The organism is Nocardioides speluncae, assembly GCF_003121585.1.
In the GTDB taxonomy this organism is placed as follows: Bacteria; Actinomycetota; Actinomycetes; order Propionibacteriales; family Nocardioidaceae; genus Nocardioides; species Nocardioides speluncae.
The window spans coordinates 35,775-50,714 of sequence record NZ_QEOO01000007.1; the positions used below are offsets into that span (position 1 = coordinate 35,775).

The window sequence follows — 14,940 nt, forward strand, 5'->3', positions numbered from 1 at the left end:
ACCTACGCCTGCGACTCGAGGTAGGAGTCGACGACCTCGTCGACCGGCCCGTCCTGCAGCAGCCGGCCGTGGTCCATCCACAGCGCGCGGTCGCAGGAGCGGCGGATGGTCGACATCGAGTGGCTGACCAGCAGCACGGTGCCGGCGTGCTCGCGGATCTCGTCGATCCGCTGCTGGCTGCGCTTCTTGAACGCCGCGTCGCCGGTGGCCAGCGCCTCGTCGATCATCAGGATGTCGGGCCGGGCGGCCGTCGAGATCGCGAACCGCAGCCGCGCCGACATGCCCGACGAGTAGGCCTTCATCGGCAGGTCGGCGAACTCGCCGATGCCCGCGAACTCGATGATCTCGTCGCGCTGCTCGTCGACCTGCGCCGGCGTCAGCCCAAGGGCGAGCGCGCCGAGCGTCACGTTGCGCTCGCCGCTGAGGTTCTTCATCAGCGCGCCGCTGACGCCGAGGAGCGAGGCGGTGCCGGAGGTGTAGACGGCGCCGCCGGCCGTGGGTACGGCGCCCGCGATCGCGCGCAGCAGCGTGGACTTGCCGGAGCCGTTGTGGCCGATCAGCCCGATCGACTCGCCGTGCTCGGCGGTGAAGCTGACCCCGCGGACGGCGTGCACGGAGTCGACCGCGCCGACGTGCTGGGCCAGCCGGGAGCGCCGGGTCGGCGGCCCGGAGTCGGCGGTACGGCGACGACCGCCGTACGTGCGGTACTTGACGTGGACGTCATCCACGATCAGCGAGAGTCCGGCGTCAGCGTCAGACACGGCCGTACTTCTCCTCTCCGTGCCAGAAGTAGAGGAACCCGCCGACCAGCGTGACCACCGCGAAGCCGGCGCCCCACGCCCAGATGTCGAGTCCGACCGACTGTCCCTCGAGCAGCGACGCGCGGCCGAGCTCCAGGTAGATCGCCATCGGGTTGTGGGTGAGGATGTCGCCGAGCAGGCCGCCACCCGCATAGTGGTCGATCGAGAAGAAGACACCGGAGACGTACATCAGCGCCCGGATGACGAACGGGATCAGGTTGCCGACGTCGCGGATCTCCGCGACCGCCCGCGCCACGATGAACGCGACGCCGAGGCTGAACAGCAGCTGCAGCCCGACCGCGACCAGCAACAGCAGCCACTGGACGCGGACCGGCTCGCCGGTGACCAGCACCAACGCGGCCAGCACCACCAGCTCCGGCAGCAGCGCGACGAACTCCGCGACCACCACCGCGATCGGCAGCAGCGCCCGCGGGAACTGCAGCGAGGAGATCAGCGAGCTGTTGCCGGTGATCGCCTTCGCGCCGGCCGAGATCGAGGACGCGGTGAACCGGAACAGGAACACCCCGATCACCAGGAAGCCGGCGAAGTTCTCGACGCCGCGGTCGGTCTTCAGCAGTACGCCGAACACGAACAGGTAGACCCCTGCCCACAGCAGCGGCGTCAGTACCGCCCACAGCTGGCCGAGGAAGCTGTCCTGGTTGCGCGCGTAGGCGCGCGAGCTGCCGAGCTTCAGCGCGAAGTGGCGGCGCTGCCACAGGTCCTTGAGGTACGCCGAGAGCCGGGGCCGCCCGCCGATCCTGGTCAGGCCGTGCTGAGCGGCAAGCGCGGCCGCTCCTTGGTTTCGAGACGGTTGCTGCGCAACCTCCTCAACCAGCGGAGCACTCGGCGAAGGGGCGCTCATAAGCGACTGGCCTCCGCGCCGGTGGTCACGCCGCGAGTGTCCAGGAACAGCGAGGCGTCGGCGGCGAGCGCGTCGGCGTCGTACTCCTTGTGGTTCTGGACCAGGATCACCAGGTCCGCGTCGGCGATGCCGGCGGCCAGGTCGTCGACCCGCGTCACCGGGACGCCGGCGTGCCACTCCGGGACCCGCGGGTCGTGGTAGCTGACGGTGGCGCCGAGCAGCGAGAGCTGGCGGGCCAGGGGCACCGCAGGCGACTCACGCTGGTCGGCGATGTCGGGCTTGTACGTCACGCCGAGCAACAGTACGTCGGCCCGTGAAGTCGCCTTGCCGGCCTGATTGAGGAGGTTCTGCGCCCGGTGCGCGACGTACGCCGGCATCGTGGCGTTGATCTCCTCGGCCAGCTCCACGAACCGGAACGGGTAGCCGAGCTTGGCGCGCACGTTGTGGGACAGGTAGTTCGGGTCGATCGGGATGCAGTGGCCGCCGACGCCGGGACCCGGGTAGAACGCCTGGAAGCCGAACGGCTTGGTGCTGGCGCACCGGATGACGTCCCACAGGTCGATGTCGAGCTCGTGGCAGAACCGCGCCATCTCGTTGACCAGCGCGATGTTGATGTGCCGGTAGGTGTTCTCCAGCAGCTTCGCGGTCTCGGCCTCGGCCGGTCCGGCCGCCTCGACGACGGTGTTGACGAACTTGCCGTAGAACGCGCTCGCCCGCGCGGTGCAGGCCGGGGTCAGGCCGCCGACGACCTTCGGGGTGTTCTTGAGGCCGTACTCCGCGTTGCCGGGGTCGATCCGCTCCGGGCTGAACGCGAGGTGGAAGTCCTTGCCGGCGGTGAGGCCGGAGACCGACTCCAGGATCGGCCTGACAACCTCGTCGGTGGTGCCGGGGTACGTCGTGGACTCCAGGATCGCGAGCTGGTCGTCGTGCAGGTGCCGGGCCACTGCCGACATCGCCTTGCGGACCGCGCCCAGGTCCGGACCACCGCCCGCGCCGAGTGGCGTCGGCACGCACACGACTGCGACCGCGGCCCGAGCCAGCACGCTCTCGTCGGTGGTCGCGACGAAGCCGGCGTCGACCATCGCCTGGATGTCGGCGTCGCTGAGGTCGTCCACGTGGGAGTGGCCGGCGTTCAGGCCGTCGACGGCCCGGGTGCTGACGTCGAGGCCGACCACGCGCAGCCCCGCGAGGGTGGCCTCGTGGGCGAGCGGCAGGCCGACGTACCCGAGGCCGAGGACGACGAGGTCGATGTCTTGGTTCGTCATGCGGGTTCTCCCACTTCAGGTTGTGTTGCGAGTGCTGCGTAGAGGTCGGAATAGGTGCTGGCCGCGCGGGACCAGGTGCGGTTGGCGGCCACCCAGTCGCGGGCGGCGGCGCCGAGGCTGTGGCGTACGTCGGGTTGGTCGGCGAGGTCGGTGAGGGCCTCGGCGAGCGCGGCGTCGTCGTCCGGCGGCACCAGGCGGCCTGTCTCGTCGGTGACGATCTCCCGCAGCGGCGGCAGGTCGGACGCGATCACCGGCCGGCCGAGCGCCATCGCCTCCAGCGGCTTCAGCGGCTGGACCAGGCGGGTCACCGGCAGGTCGTGCCGCGGCAGGCAGAACACGTCGATCTCGCCGTACCGCCCGGCCACCTCGCTCGGCGCCACCCGGCCGGTGAAGGTGACCTGCATCCCCGCAGCTTGCTGCTCGAGGGACGCCCGCGCCGGGCCGTCGCCGACGATCAACAGCCGGACGTCGTGGGTCTTCGCGACCGCGCGGATCAGCACGTCGACGCCCTCGTAGTCGTTGAGGGTGCCGACGAAACCGGCGGTGAGCGGCCCGTTTCCGCGCAGTTGCGGGCTCATGGCCCCTGCGAGCAGCGAGTCGGGTACGCCGTTCGGGACGACCGTGATCTTGGCCGGGTCGATCCCGCGGGCCACGATGGCGTCGGCCATCGTCCGGCTGAGCGTGACCACCGCGTCGGCCTGCTGCATGCACCAGGTCTCGGCCTGCTGGGCGAGCAGGTAGGTCTCGCTCGTGAGTCCGTCGGCGCTGCGCCGGGTCTCCTCGAGAAAGCCGCGCACCTCGTAGACGACCGGGATGCCCGTGCGCTCCCGCACCGCCAGCGCGACCTGACCGTTGAGGTGGTTGGTGTGGGCGTGCAGGACGTCCGGGCTTAGCCGTTCGACGAGGCGGGTCGTCCGCTCGATGTCCTTGGCCAGAGCCTTGTCGGCGCGAGCCGGCACGGTGGCGAGGAGGCGGTGGTACTCGACTCCGTCGATCGTCTCGGTGGCCCTGGCTCGCAGGTGGCCCTTGGTGACGGGGAAGCCGAGTCGGGTTGCTACGTGGACGTCGAGGCCTTGTTCCTTCTGGGCCTTGGCTATGCCGTGAGTTCTGAGGGTGTAGCCGGCGACGGTCTCTGGGAGGGCGTTGGTTGTTAGGTGGAGGACGGTGGGTCGCGGGTGTGCCGGTGTCGGGGGCTCCGCGCCCTCGCCGGGCGCTGGGGCGGCGCGTCGGCCGGGCGGCGTTGCCTTTGGTTGCGCGCTCCTCCGGCCGCCGCGGCCAAGCCCCTTGACGCTGCCCGGCGAGGGCGCGGAGCCCCCGGCGCCGGCACGTCCGGCTTCTGTTGCTGGCGTGAGGAGGGCGAGGTCTGCTTTTAGGTGGCGGTGGAGGGGGGTGCCGGGGGTGGCGTGCATGAGGGCTTCGGTGAGCTCGCCGTGGCGGGAGGCGGCCAGGGCGGCTAGGCGGTGGGTGGGGGTGGGGAGGTTGTGGGCGCCGAGGAGGAGGGCGGCTTCGATGACGGGGTTGGTGGGGGGTGCTTGCTCTAGGTGGGTGAGGGCTTCGTCGCGGCGGCCGGACGCGGCGAGTGCGAGGGCCGTGATCGGCCAGTTGGCGGGGAGGCGGGTGGCGGCGCGGCGTACTGCAGATGGGAGGGCGCGGAGGGCGATCAGGGTCACGTGCTGACGGCCGCGGCCGAGGTGGCGGCGGGCGACGGAGGTGGCGATGAGGACGTGCATCGACAGCTCCTTCCTGGCTCCGTTTCAATGTTTCTCCAGTAATCTACTAGAGTTACGTTGAAACGACGAAAGGGTGCTCTCGAGATGCCGACCAGTACGGCGACAGCTGCAGGCGTGCTTCACGTGACCGGTGCGCGGCCGAACTTCCCCAAGGCGGCGCCGGTGATCGCGGCGCTGGCCGACCGTGGGGTGCCGCAGACCCTGGTGCACACCGGGCAGCACTACGACGAGCGGATGTCGGACGTGTTCTTCCGCCAGCTCGGCCTGCCCGAGCCGGACGTGAACCTCGGCGTCGGTTCCGGGACACACGCCCAGCAGACCGGGTCGATCATGACCGCGCTGGAGTCGCTGTTCCTGGAGGCGCCACCCGCGCTGGTCGTCGTGTACGGCGACGTCAACTCCACGCTCGCCGCCGCGCTGGTGGCCGCCAAGCTGCACATCTCGGTCGCGCACGTCGAGGCCGGGCTGCGCTCGTTCGACCCGACGATGCCGGAGGAGGTCAACCGGCTGGTGACCGACCGGCTCTCCGACGTACTGCTGTGCACCAGCGCGGATGCGGTCGCCCACCTCGGCAACGAGGGCGTCCACGCCGACAAGATCCACCTGGTCGGCAACCCGATGATCGACACCCTGCTGGCCAACCTGGACCGCTTCGACGTCGCCGCCGCGCGCGAGCAGCACGACCTCGAGGGTGCCTACGCCGTGGCCACCCTGCACCGTCCCGCCAACGTTGACTCCGCCGCCGACGCACAGGCGCTGGTCAAGACACTGCACTCGGTCGCCGACCAGCTCGAGGTCGTCCTCCCGCTGCACCCGCGCGGCCGCGCCGGCCTCGAGGCCGCGGGCCTGCTCGAGCACGGCGGGATCTCGGTCGTCGAGCCGCTCGGGTACGTCGAGTTCCTCGGCCTGGTTCGCGGCGCGACCGCCGTGGTCACCGACTCGGGTGGCGTCCAGGAGGAGACCACGGTGCTCGGCGTACCGTGCCTGACCCTGCGCCCCAACACCGAGCGCCCGGTCACCATCACCCACGGCACCAACCGGCTGGTCACCCGCGAGGACCTGGCGTACGCCGTCGGCGAGGTACTGGCCGCCCCCGATGTCGAGCACAAGGTGCCGCCGCTGTGGGATGGGCAGGCCGGCCCCCGGATCGCGGACGTCCTGGTCGGGGTGCTCTGACGGTGGCTCAGCTCTCCCCACGTGTTCGGGCCGCTCTGCGCGCCCGGGCCCGGCGACTGCGATCGCGATTGCGAGCGCCTGTGCCGCAACGCGTCTTGATCCCGTCGTATACGCCTCCGGAGCTGCCGCCGCGGCGGGCGCTGACGGCGGCGGTGATCCTGGATCCGTTCTCGGCGCTGGCGTTCCGGTCCGAGTGGGACCAGGTGGCGATCACGCCCGAGAACTGGCGGCAGGTGCTGCCGGAGCGCTCGCCGGACCTGCTGTTCGTGGAGTCGGCGTGGCAGGGCAACGACGGTGCGTGGCGGCTGCACATGACCCGCGACGACCAGCCGAGCGACGAGCTGCGCGCGCTGGTCACGTGGTGCCGGCAGCAGGGCATTCCGACGATCTTCTGGAACAAGGAGGACCCGCCCAACTACGACCGGTTCCTGGAGACCGCGCGGCTGTTCGACCAGGTGTTCACCGTCGACGCCGACAAGATCCCGGACTACCTGCGTGACCTCGGCCACGACAGGATCGACCTGCTGCCGTTCGCCGCGCAGCCGGCCATCCACAACCCGGTACGCCGTGGTCGCGGTCGCGTCTATGACGTCGCCTTCGCGGGCACCTGGTTCGCGGAGAAGCACCCGGACCGGCGCCGGCAGATGGAGTACCTGCTCGCCCCGGCGACCGAGTTCGGGCTGCACATCTGGTCGCGGATGCAGAAGGACGACAAGCGCTACCGGTTCCCGCGCCGCTTCCGCCGCCACATCGTCGGCTCGCTGCCCTACGAGCGGATGCTTGCGGCGTACACGTCGTACAAGGTGTTCCTCAACGTCAACTCGGTCACCGAGTCCAAGACGATGTGCAGCCGGCGGCTGTTCGAGCTGTCCGCCGCGCAGACCGCGATCGTGACCGCGCCGGCGGCCAGCGTCGAGCCGTTCTTCGGGTCCGACGTCGAGGTCGCCCATGACGAGGACGAGGCGCGCACCGCGCTCGGCGTACTCCTCAAGCACGACGAGTACCGCGACCGGCTCGCGCTGCGCGCCCACCGCCGGGTGTACGACGAGCACCTCTACGGCCACCGCGTCGACACGGTGCTGCGGTCGGTGGACCTTGGTTTCGAGACGGTTGCTAGCGCAACCTCCTCAACCAGCGGTCCGGGCGTCAGCGTGATCGTGCCGACGATCCGGCCGGGGCAGCTCGACCACGTGCTGGCCACGATCGGCAAGCAGGCCTACCGCGACGTACAGCTGGTGCTGGTGCTGCACGGGTTCGCGCCGCCGGCCGACCTCGACGCGCGAGCGGCTGAGGCCGGCGTCGCCGACCTCGTCGTCCGGCGTGCGGACGCCGACCTCACGCTCGGCGCCTGCCTCAACCTCGGCGTCCAGGCGGCCGACGGGCAGCTGGTGGCGAAGGTCGACGACGACAACTTCTACGGCCGCCACTACCTGACCGACCTGGTCCGGGCGCTGGACTACTCCGGCGCCGACGTGGCCGGCAAGTGGGCGCACCTGGTCCACCTGGAGAGCAGCGGCGCCAACCTGCTGCGGTTCGCCGAGCACGAGCACCGGTTCACCGACCTCGTGCAGGGCGGCACCCTCCTGCTCGGCCGCGACCTGGCGGCCGAGCTCCGGTTCTCCGACCTGCCCAGGCGGGTCGACACGACCTTCCTGGAGAAGGTCCGCAGGCGCGGCGGGACGGTCTACAGCGCCGACCGCTTCAACTTCGTGTCCGTACGCCGGGCCGACCCCGCGCTGCACACCTGGCCGATCACCGAGAAGGAGCTGCTGCGCCGCTCGTCGCGGCTGCTCTTCTACGGCGACCCGATCCCGCATGCGGAGGCATGATGACGTTGCTGGCCGACCCCGCCGTCGACAAGACCGACACCGATGCGCCCAAGAAGACGGACAAGAAGGAGGCGCGCGGCAACTCCCGGATCCGTAAGGACATCGAGGGGCTGCGCGCGGTCGCGACATTCCTGGTGCTGCCGTACCACGCGGGGCTGATGCTGTTCCCGGGCGGCTTCGTCGGGGTCGACGTGTTCTTCGTGATCTCCGGGTTCGTGATCACCGGGCAGCTGCTCAAGGAGGTCGAGCGGTCCGGCCGGGTCTCGCTGATGCGCTTCTACGCGCGGCGCGCCAAGCGGCTGCTGCCGGCGTCGTCGGTGGTGCTCGCCGCGACCGCGCTGATGACCTGGCTGTGGGTGCCGAAGATCCGCTGGGAGACGACCGGCGGCGACATCGTGGCCTCCGCGCTCTACTTCGTGAACTGGCGGCTGGCCGACCGCAGCGTCGACTACCTCGCCGAGGACGTGACGCCGAGCGCGGTGCAGCACTACTGGTCGCTGGCGGTCGAGGAGCAGTACTACTTCATCTGGCCGATCCTGCTGCTGCTCGCGGTGCTGGCGGCGGCCAAGCTCGGCGTGAGCCGCAAGAGTGCGCTGCTCGGCGGCCTGGCGCTGGTCGCGGTGCCGTCGTTCCTCTACGCGATCTACGCCGCGAAGGCCACGCCGGAGCCGGCGTACTTCGCCACCACCACCCGGATGTGGGAGTTCACGATCGGGGCCTTCGTCGCGATCCTCGCCGTACACCTGGACAAGATGCCGCGCGGTCTCGCGATCGCGCTGGCCTGGGGCGGGCTGGCGATGATCGTGGTCTCCGGCCGGATTTATCACGCCGAGATGACCTGGCCCGGCGCGTACGCCGCGCTGCCGACGATCGGCACCGGCCTGGTGATCGCGGCCGGTGTGGCCGCCGGCAGAGCGGGTCCGGTGTCGATCCTGGGCAACCGGTTCATGCTGTTCATCGGCTACCTGACCTACTCGCTGTACCTGTGGCACTGGCCGCCGCTGATCGTGGCCCGTGAGCAATTCGGCGGCATTTCGGTGCTGACCGGGCTCGGGATCGTCGTGTTCACGATTGTGCCGGCGTGGCTGACCTTCAAGCTGGTCGAGAACCCGATCCGCAACCACTCGCTGCTCTCGCGCAGCCCCAAGGTCGCGCTCAGCCTGGGCGTGAACTTCACCCTCGCGGGCGTGGTCGCGGGCTTGGCCCTCGTCGTCGCCCTGTCGCAGGCGGTCTCGCCGAGCTTGGCGCCCGGCTCGGTCCCGGGCGCGGCCGCGCTGTCGGACAGCCCGACCCGCGACGCCGCCGGCCAGCCGGTCGACAGCGTCAAGGGCGGGATCACGCCCGACGCGCTGCAGGCGCCCAAGGATGTGCCCGGCCTGTACGCCGAGGGCTGCCAGGTCGAGGTCGAGAGCTCCGAGCCGGTGACCTGCACCTACGGGCCGGCCGATGCCGAGGAGCAGATCGCCATCGTCGGCGACTCCAAGGCGGCGCAGTGGGTGCCGGCGCTGGAGGTGCTGGCGAAGAAGAACGGCTGGGGGGTGACGACGTACACCAAGTCGGCGTGCCAGTTCGCCAAGATCACCACCTCGCTGGACGGCGAGCCGTACGACACCTGCCGCGACTGGGCCGACAACGTGATCGCGGAGCTGAAGGAGAACAAGCCGGACCTGGTGATCACCGCCGGCCAACGCGACAGCGGGTTCGACGAGTCCGGCGAGCTCAGCGAGGACGCGATGCAGGCGGCCATGGTCGACACCTGGACCGAGCTGCGCGACGCCGGCATGAAGGTCGCCGTACTCGCCGACACGCCGCAGACCGGGATGGACGTCTACGCCTGCGTCTCCGAGCACCCCGACGAGCTGACCGAGTGCACCTACGAGCGGGAATGGGGCGTCGCGCGCAGCGGTGCGGAAGTGCAGGCCGCGGCGGCCAAGGAGGCGAAGGTGCCGTTCCTGGACCTCACCGACTGGATCTGCCCGACCGCGGAGTGCGCGCCGGTGATCGGCAACGTGCTGGTCTACCGGCAGGGCTCGCACATCACCAAGACCTACATTGAGACCCTCGCACCGCGCCTCGAAGAGGCGCTCACCGAGGCCCGGGTGATCTGAGTGGGTACAACCTCCTGGCGGCGCGAGCTTGCGTCATACGGACGGCGCGCTATCGGTCGCGGCTCGTATGACGCAGCCGGGTCGCAGCCGGGCTGGGCCGTCCCGCCGGTCCGGACCCCGGCTCGGCCCGAGGTGCGCGCGGTGCTGCTGGCCAGCGACCGGCTGACCACCGGTCTCTCGGCCGAGTGGACCCAGGTCGGCGTCCCGGGTGGGCAGGCACCCGTGGACGCCGACCTGGTGCTGGTCGAGGTCGTCGACGGCAGCGCGCGAGACGGTTGCGACGCAATCTCGTCAACCAGCGGCGACCCGATTCCGGTCGTCGTGTGGGCCACGAGTGGCGGTCCCGCTGCCGAGGTCGAGGCGCTGGCGAAGGAGGCGGCCGTGGTGTTCGTGGCCGATCCCGGCCACCTCGAGGCCTGGCAGAAGATCGCGCCCGGCGCTCAGCTGCTGGCTCCCGCGGCCTCCGGCCGGGTCCGGCCCACCGACGACCGGGCCGGCGCGACCGTGGTGGTCGACGGCCCGATCGCGCCGACGGTGGCCGGTCAGGTGGCGACGGTGCTGGCCCGCGCCGTCCGCCCGCTGGAGGAGGAGCTGTTCGTACGCCGCGTGGACAGCAGCGCCTCGCTGCCCAAGCTGCTCTCCTGGCGCGCGGTCGGCGACGGCACGTACGCCGAGGCCGCGGCTGGGGTCGCCGAGGCGGCGGTCGTGGTCGACGGGCCGCGGCGGGCCCTGAAAGCGACCTGGACCGTCCTCGACGCCGCCGCCGCGCGGACGCCGGTCGTCTCGCTGGCCGGCCTCCCGCAGCCGGAAGGCCTCAGCGTCCCGACACCCGGTGACGACACCGGCCTGCGCAGCGAGATCGTGGCCCGGCTGCGCCAGCCCGAGCTGCGCGACCGCGAGGGGCTCCGGCTGCTGCGTGCGGTACGCCGCCAGCACACCTACGCCCACCGCGCCGACGAGATCCTGACCGCCATCGGCCGGCCGCCGACGCCGGTCGGCCGCAGCGTGTCGGCCGTCGTACCGACCAACCGGCTGCACGAGATCGACAACGTGCTGGCCAACGTCGGCCGCCAGGCGCACCGCGACCTGGAGCTGGTGTTGGTGCTGCACGGCGTGGGCGTCGACCACGGCGAGCTGCGCGACCGCGCGGCTGCCGCCGGCGTACCCGACCTGACGGTGATCGAGGCCGACGAGACCGAGACGCTGGGCGCCTGCATGAACCTCGGCGTGGACGCCGCGGGCGGCGACTACGTCGCGAAGATGGACGACGACAACCACTACGGCACCCACTACCTCACCGACCTGCTGGACGCCTTCGATACCAGCGGCGCCGGCATCGTCGGCAAGTGGGCCCACTACGTCTGGCTGCGCTCGACCGGCGCCGTCGTCCTCAGATACCCGGACGCCGAGCACGCCTACCAGCGCCGGATCCAGGGCGGCTCGATGCTGTTCACCCGCGACGTGGTGCGGTCGCTGCGCTTCAGCGACATCCCGCGCGCGGTCGACAGCGACATCCTCGACCGCGCGATCGCCGAGGGCATCAAGATCTGGTCGGCCGACCGGTTCAACTACGTCTCCATCCGCGGCACCGACGCCGCCGCCCACACCTGGACGGTCGCCGACGCGACCTTCCTCACCGCCTCGGGACGCCTGGAGTTCTACGGCGACCCCCGGACCCATGTGGAGGTCTGAGCCATGTCTTTGAAGACCAAGGTGAAACGGCGGGTACGCCGCGGCGGGGCCGCCGTGTCCGTGCTGCTGCCCACCGACCAGGGGCCGGAGTCGTTCCAGCGGCTGGTCGGGCGGGCCCGGGTCGCCGAGGCCCGCCGGCTGCTGCGCGGCCTGAAGGACTACGAGGGCGCGGAGCGGACCGTCGCGCCGCTGCTCGAGGAGACCGCCGTCTCCGGCGTGGTCACCAGCCGCGCGTGGGCGCTGCTCGCCGAGACCCGGCAGAAGCGGGGCGACAAGCACGGCGCGCTGACCGCGGCCCGGACAGCGGTCGCCGCGAGGCCGGTGGCGTTCGAGGCCAGGGTGGTGCACCACCGGCTGGCCGAGGGCGAGGAGCAGGCCGAGGCGCTGGCCGCGCTGATCGGCGAGCGGCCGCGCAACCGGCGCGAGCTCGACGAGGCGTTCGTCGCGCTGCGCAGCGGCGACCGGCCGAGCGTGGAGCGGTACCGCGCGAGCCTGGAGGCCTGGGGCCTGCACGGGTACGACGAGCGGCTGGCCGAGGCGTGGAACGAGATCGATCTGGTCGCCACCTCGGTCGGTGAGCTGTCCGACGCGGTGGAGGACGCCGCGGCGTACCTGCGCTGGCCGGTGCCGGTCGTCGCCCGGGCGCTGGACCGGCGCCGCGAGTGGGACCGGCTGGCGATCTTCGCCGAGAGCCACCCGCTGCCCGACGACGCCCCGCTGGTGCACGCGAAGGCGGCCGGGCTGGAGCTGCGCAAGGCCGCGACCCGCGCGCTGACCGCGGGCTACACCGGCGCCGCCGCGACGCTCGCCTCACACGCCCTGACCCACCGGCCGGACGACTCCTTCGCCCAGGAGACCTGGGCCAACGCGTCCGACCAGCTGGCCGTGGTCCGTGATGGCTGGGCGACGGCCGAGCGGTCGGGGCAGCGCCGCTACGAGCCGCGCGAGGACGCCGTACTGTCGGTGCTCGCGCAGTCGCTGCCGCACCGCTCGGGCGGCTACGCGACCCGCTCCCACGGCGTCGCGACCGGTCTGGCCGGCCTCGGCTGGGACGTCACCGGCGTGACCCGGCCCGGCTTCCCCTACGACCGTTGGTCGGCCGCCGACACCCGAGTGGTGGAGCCGGCCGACAGTGTCGACGGGATCACCTACCACCGGCTGCTGACCTCGGCCCGCGCCTACCCGCAGTACCCGCTGCGCGGCTACGTCGACGGCTTCGCCAAGGGGCTGGCCAAGCACGCCCGCGAGCACCGCGCGGCGCTGATCCACGCGTCGTCGTTCCACGTCAACGGGCTGGCCGCGCAGGCCGCCGCCGCGCAGCTCGGAGTGCCGTTCGTCTACGAGATGCGCGGGCTCGAGGAGCTGATGAAGGTCTCGCGTGACCCGGGCTTCGAGCACTCCGACCGGTACAAGTTCCTGGAGCACCTCGAGACCACGATCTGCCAGGCCGCCGACCGGGTCTTCGTGATCACCGCCGCGCTCGGCCGGCTGATGGAGTCGCGCGGGGTGCCCGCCGAGAAGATCGTGGTGCTGCCGAACGGCGTACACGCCTCGCAGTTCGAACCTCGGCCGCGCGACACCTCGCTGGAGGCGGCGCTCGGCGTGGCCGGCAAGACAGTGATCGGGTACGCCGGGTCGCTGGTCGACTACGAGGGCCTGGACCTGCTGCTCGACGCGGTGGCGACGCTCAAGGAGCGCCGTTCCGACTTCCACCTCGTGGTCGTCGGCGACGGCCACTTCGAGTCGACCCTGCACCGGCAGGCCGAGTGGCTCGACCTGGGCGACGTGGTCACCTTCACCGGCCGGGTGCCGCACGCCGAGGTGGCCAGCTACCTGTCGCTGTTCGACATCGCGCCGTTCCCGCGGCAGCCGCTGCCGGTATGCGAGGCGATCTCGCCGATCAAGCCGTTCGAGTCGATGGCGATGGGCAAGGCCGTGGTGACCTCATCGGTCGCCGCGCTGACCGAGATCGTGGCCGACGGCGAGACCGGGCTGGTGTTCGACAAGGACTGCTCGACCGACCTGGCCCGCGTGCTGGAGCGCTACCTCGACGACCCCGCGCTGCGGGTCAAGCACGGCGAGGCCGCGCGGGCGTGGGTGCGCGCCGAGCGGGACTGGTCCTCGATCGTGAAGATCGTCGACGCGACATACCGGGGGCTGCTCGACGGACCCCAGTAGTTGGCTGAACCAGGGACGGCGCCCGCGCGGGCCGCAAAGATCGGGCCCATGCGACGCATCATCTTGGGCATTGTGTCCGCGCTCGTCCTCTCGGTCCTGCCGGCTTCGTCGGCGGCAGCCGACAGCACCGTGGTCGTCCACGGCGTGGCCTTCCCCGGCGACGCGGTCGGAATCGCCGCAGTGGACTGTTCGTCCAGCTTCACACCGCTCAATTTCTTCCCGCAGCTGGGGATCGACCGCGGCCCCGACACGCCGCCGAAGGGGACCCGCAGCATGCGGTTCTCGCTCCCCGACGGGCCGTCCGCCTCGGGCATCTACGCCGATGCCTCGAGCATGTCGGCGACCACCGTGGTGGGTGTGAGCCTGTACGGCACCGCGGCGATGACCGGCGCGGCGTACGCCGTCTACCAGGCGCCCGCCGACAACGGCACCAACCTGTACTGGCAGGGCCGCGCCGAGCTCTCCCAGCCGCCGGGTGGGTGGCGGAGCGTCGACGTCGGCGGCGCGACGTACAGCTGGGGGAAGTACAACACCACGACCGGCCAGCTGGTGCAGGGCGGCGGCAGTGCCACGGTGGCGGCCTTCACGGCGGCCAACGGCAACGGTGACGGGTACTTCATCATCGGGTTCGGCTGCAACACGCAGACGTTCAACCTCGACGCGTTCCGGGTCGGCAGCCCGGGCTCGGTCACGACGTACGACCTCGAGGCCCAGAAGACCAAGCTCGCGATCTCAGCGGCATCGACAACCACGGCCGGTACGGCGGTCACCGTGAACGGCCGCTTGCAGGCCATCCCGACCAACGACATGGCGGGGCAGCGGGTCCGGCTGGAGGCGAAGGCCCACGGCAGCAGCACCTACAAGTTCGTCGGCGAAGACCTCTCGGACGACAGCGGCCGGGTCAGCCTCAAGGTGAAGCCGACCAAGCAGACCTCCTACCGCTGGCGGTTCGTCGAGATCGACAGCTCGCTGGGCAGCCTGTCCGCGCCCGATGTGGTGCGAGTCAAGACAGCGGTGAGCGCGACCGTCGCGGACCGGACGCTGCGGCTCGGCCAGCGGCTGGTGGTCGCCGGCAAGACCACGCCGGCCAAGCCGGGCTTCCGCGCGACGCTGTGGCGTGCCGCTCCAGGCGGGCCGGTGAAGGTGGGGTCCGCGCTGATCTCGGCGAGTGGGTCGTACCGGATCGCGGCGACGGTGCGGAAGACCGGCAAGTGGACCGTCTGGGTGACCGTCCCGGCTGCCACCGGCAACCTCGCGGGCACCTCACCGAAGCGGACGCTCACCGTCTCGCGCTGAGGTG

10 protein-coding genes are annotated in these 14,940 nt (G+C 71.4%); 6 read left to right on the plus strand and 4 right to left on the minus strand.

Annotated features, from left to right (window positions below; genetic code table 11):
• Nucleotides 1-2 precede the first annotated feature (2 nt).
• From DDV73_RS03450 to DDV73_RS03465, 4 genes are read right to left on the minus strand one after another with little or no spacing between them, the layout of a single operon-like run.
• On the minus strand, nt 3-761 hold the full coding sequence (locus DDV73_RS03450) for an ABC transporter ATP-binding protein (protein ID WP_240617096.1): 759 nt from the start codon (nt 759-761) through the stop codon (nt 3-5).
• Nucleotides 754-1,662: an ABC transporter permease gene (locus DDV73_RS29015; RefSeq protein WP_109505853.1), complete on the minus strand. Its 909-nt coding sequence runs from the start codon at nt 1,660-1,662 to the stop codon at nt 754-756. The genes DDV73_RS03450 and DDV73_RS29015 overlap by 8 nt, the downstream gene beginning before the upstream one ends.
• Complete coding sequence (locus DDV73_RS03460; protein WP_109505854.1) at nt 1,659-2,927, minus strand: nucleotide sugar dehydrogenase; 1,269 nt, start codon at nt 2,925-2,927, stop codon at nt 1,659-1,661. Before DDV73_RS03460 ends, DDV73_RS29015 begins: the two co-directional genes overlap by 4 nt.
• The gene (locus DDV73_RS03465) at nt 2,924-4,657 is read right to left on the minus strand and encodes a glycosyltransferase family 4 protein (RefSeq protein WP_109505855.1); all 1,734 of its coding nucleotides are present in this window, start codon (nt 4,655-4,657) and stop codon (nt 2,924-2,926) included. Before DDV73_RS03465 ends, DDV73_RS03460 begins: the two co-directional genes overlap by 4 nt.
• A gap of 84 nt (nt 4,658-4,741) precedes the next feature.
• Between DDV73_RS03465 and wecB the strand changes: the two genes are divergently transcribed.
• The 6 genes from wecB (at nt 4,742) to DDV73_RS03495 (ending at nt 14,936) form a co-directional block, all read left to right on the plus strand.
• Nucleotides 4,742-5,833 (plus strand): non-hydrolyzing UDP-N-acetylglucosamine 2-epimerase, encoded by a 1,092-nt coding sequence (gene wecB, locus DDV73_RS03470; RefSeq protein ID WP_109505856.1) that lies wholly within the window; start codon nt 4,742-4,744, stop codon nt 5,831-5,833.
• An 80-nt stretch (nt 5,834-5,913) separates the two neighbouring features.
• Entirely contained in the window at nt 5,914-7,662 is a 1,749-nt protein-coding gene (locus tag DDV73_RS03475; RefSeq protein ID WP_206050688.1) for a glycosyltransferase family protein, read from the plus strand.
• On the plus strand, nt 7,659-9,770 hold the full coding sequence (locus DDV73_RS03480; RefSeq protein WP_109505858.1) for an acyltransferase family protein: 2,112 nt from the start codon (nt 7,659-7,661) through the stop codon (nt 9,768-9,770). Before DDV73_RS03475 ends, DDV73_RS03480 begins: the two co-directional genes overlap by 4 nt.
• Nucleotides 9,771-11,462 carry a glycosyltransferase gene (locus DDV73_RS03485; protein WP_154402592.1) on the plus strand — a complete coding sequence of 564 codons (1,692 nt, stop codon included), beginning with the start codon at nt 9,771-9,773 and terminating at the stop codon, nt 11,460-11,462.
• A gap of 3 nt (nt 11,463-11,465) precedes the next feature.
• Nucleotides 11,466-13,640: a glycosyltransferase family 4 protein gene (locus tag DDV73_RS03490; protein WP_206050689.1), complete on the plus strand. Its 2,175-nt coding sequence runs from the start codon at nt 11,466-11,468 to the stop codon at nt 13,638-13,640.
• A gap of 48 nt (nt 13,641-13,688) precedes the next feature.
• A complete protein-coding gene (locus DDV73_RS03495; protein ID WP_109505860.1) occupies nt 13,689-14,936 on the plus strand; it encodes a hypothetical protein in 1,248 nt (415 codons plus the stop codon).
• Nucleotides 14,937-14,940: the final 4 nt, after the last annotated feature.

Coding starts and splice junctions, on each gene's coding strand:
- DDV73_RS29015 (WP_109505853.1), bottom strand. CDS start 1,662: ATGAGCGCCCCTTCGCCGAGTGCTCCGCTGGTTGAGGAGGTTGCGCAG.
- DDV73_RS03460 (WP_109505854.1), bottom strand. CDS start 2,927: ATGACGAACCAAGACATCGACCTCGTCGTCCTCGGCCTCGGGTACGTC.
- DDV73_RS03465 (WP_109505855.1), bottom strand. CDS start 4,657: ATGCACGTCCTCATCGCCACCTCCGTCGCCCGCCGCCACCTCGGCCGC.
- wecB (WP_109505856.1), top strand. CDS start 4,742: ATGCCGACCAGTACGGCGACAGCTGCAGGCGTGCTTCACGTGACCGGT.
- DDV73_RS03480 (WP_109505858.1), top strand. CDS start 7,659: ATGATGACGTTGCTGGCCGACCCCGCCGTCGACAAGACCGACACCGAT.
- DDV73_RS03490 (WP_206050689.1), top strand. CDS start 11,466: ATGTCTTTGAAGACCAAGGTGAAACGGCGGGTACGCCGCGGCGGGGCC.
- DDV73_RS03495 (WP_109505860.1), top strand. CDS start 13,689: ATGCGACGCATCATCTTGGGCATTGTGTCCGCGCTCGTCCTCTCGGTC.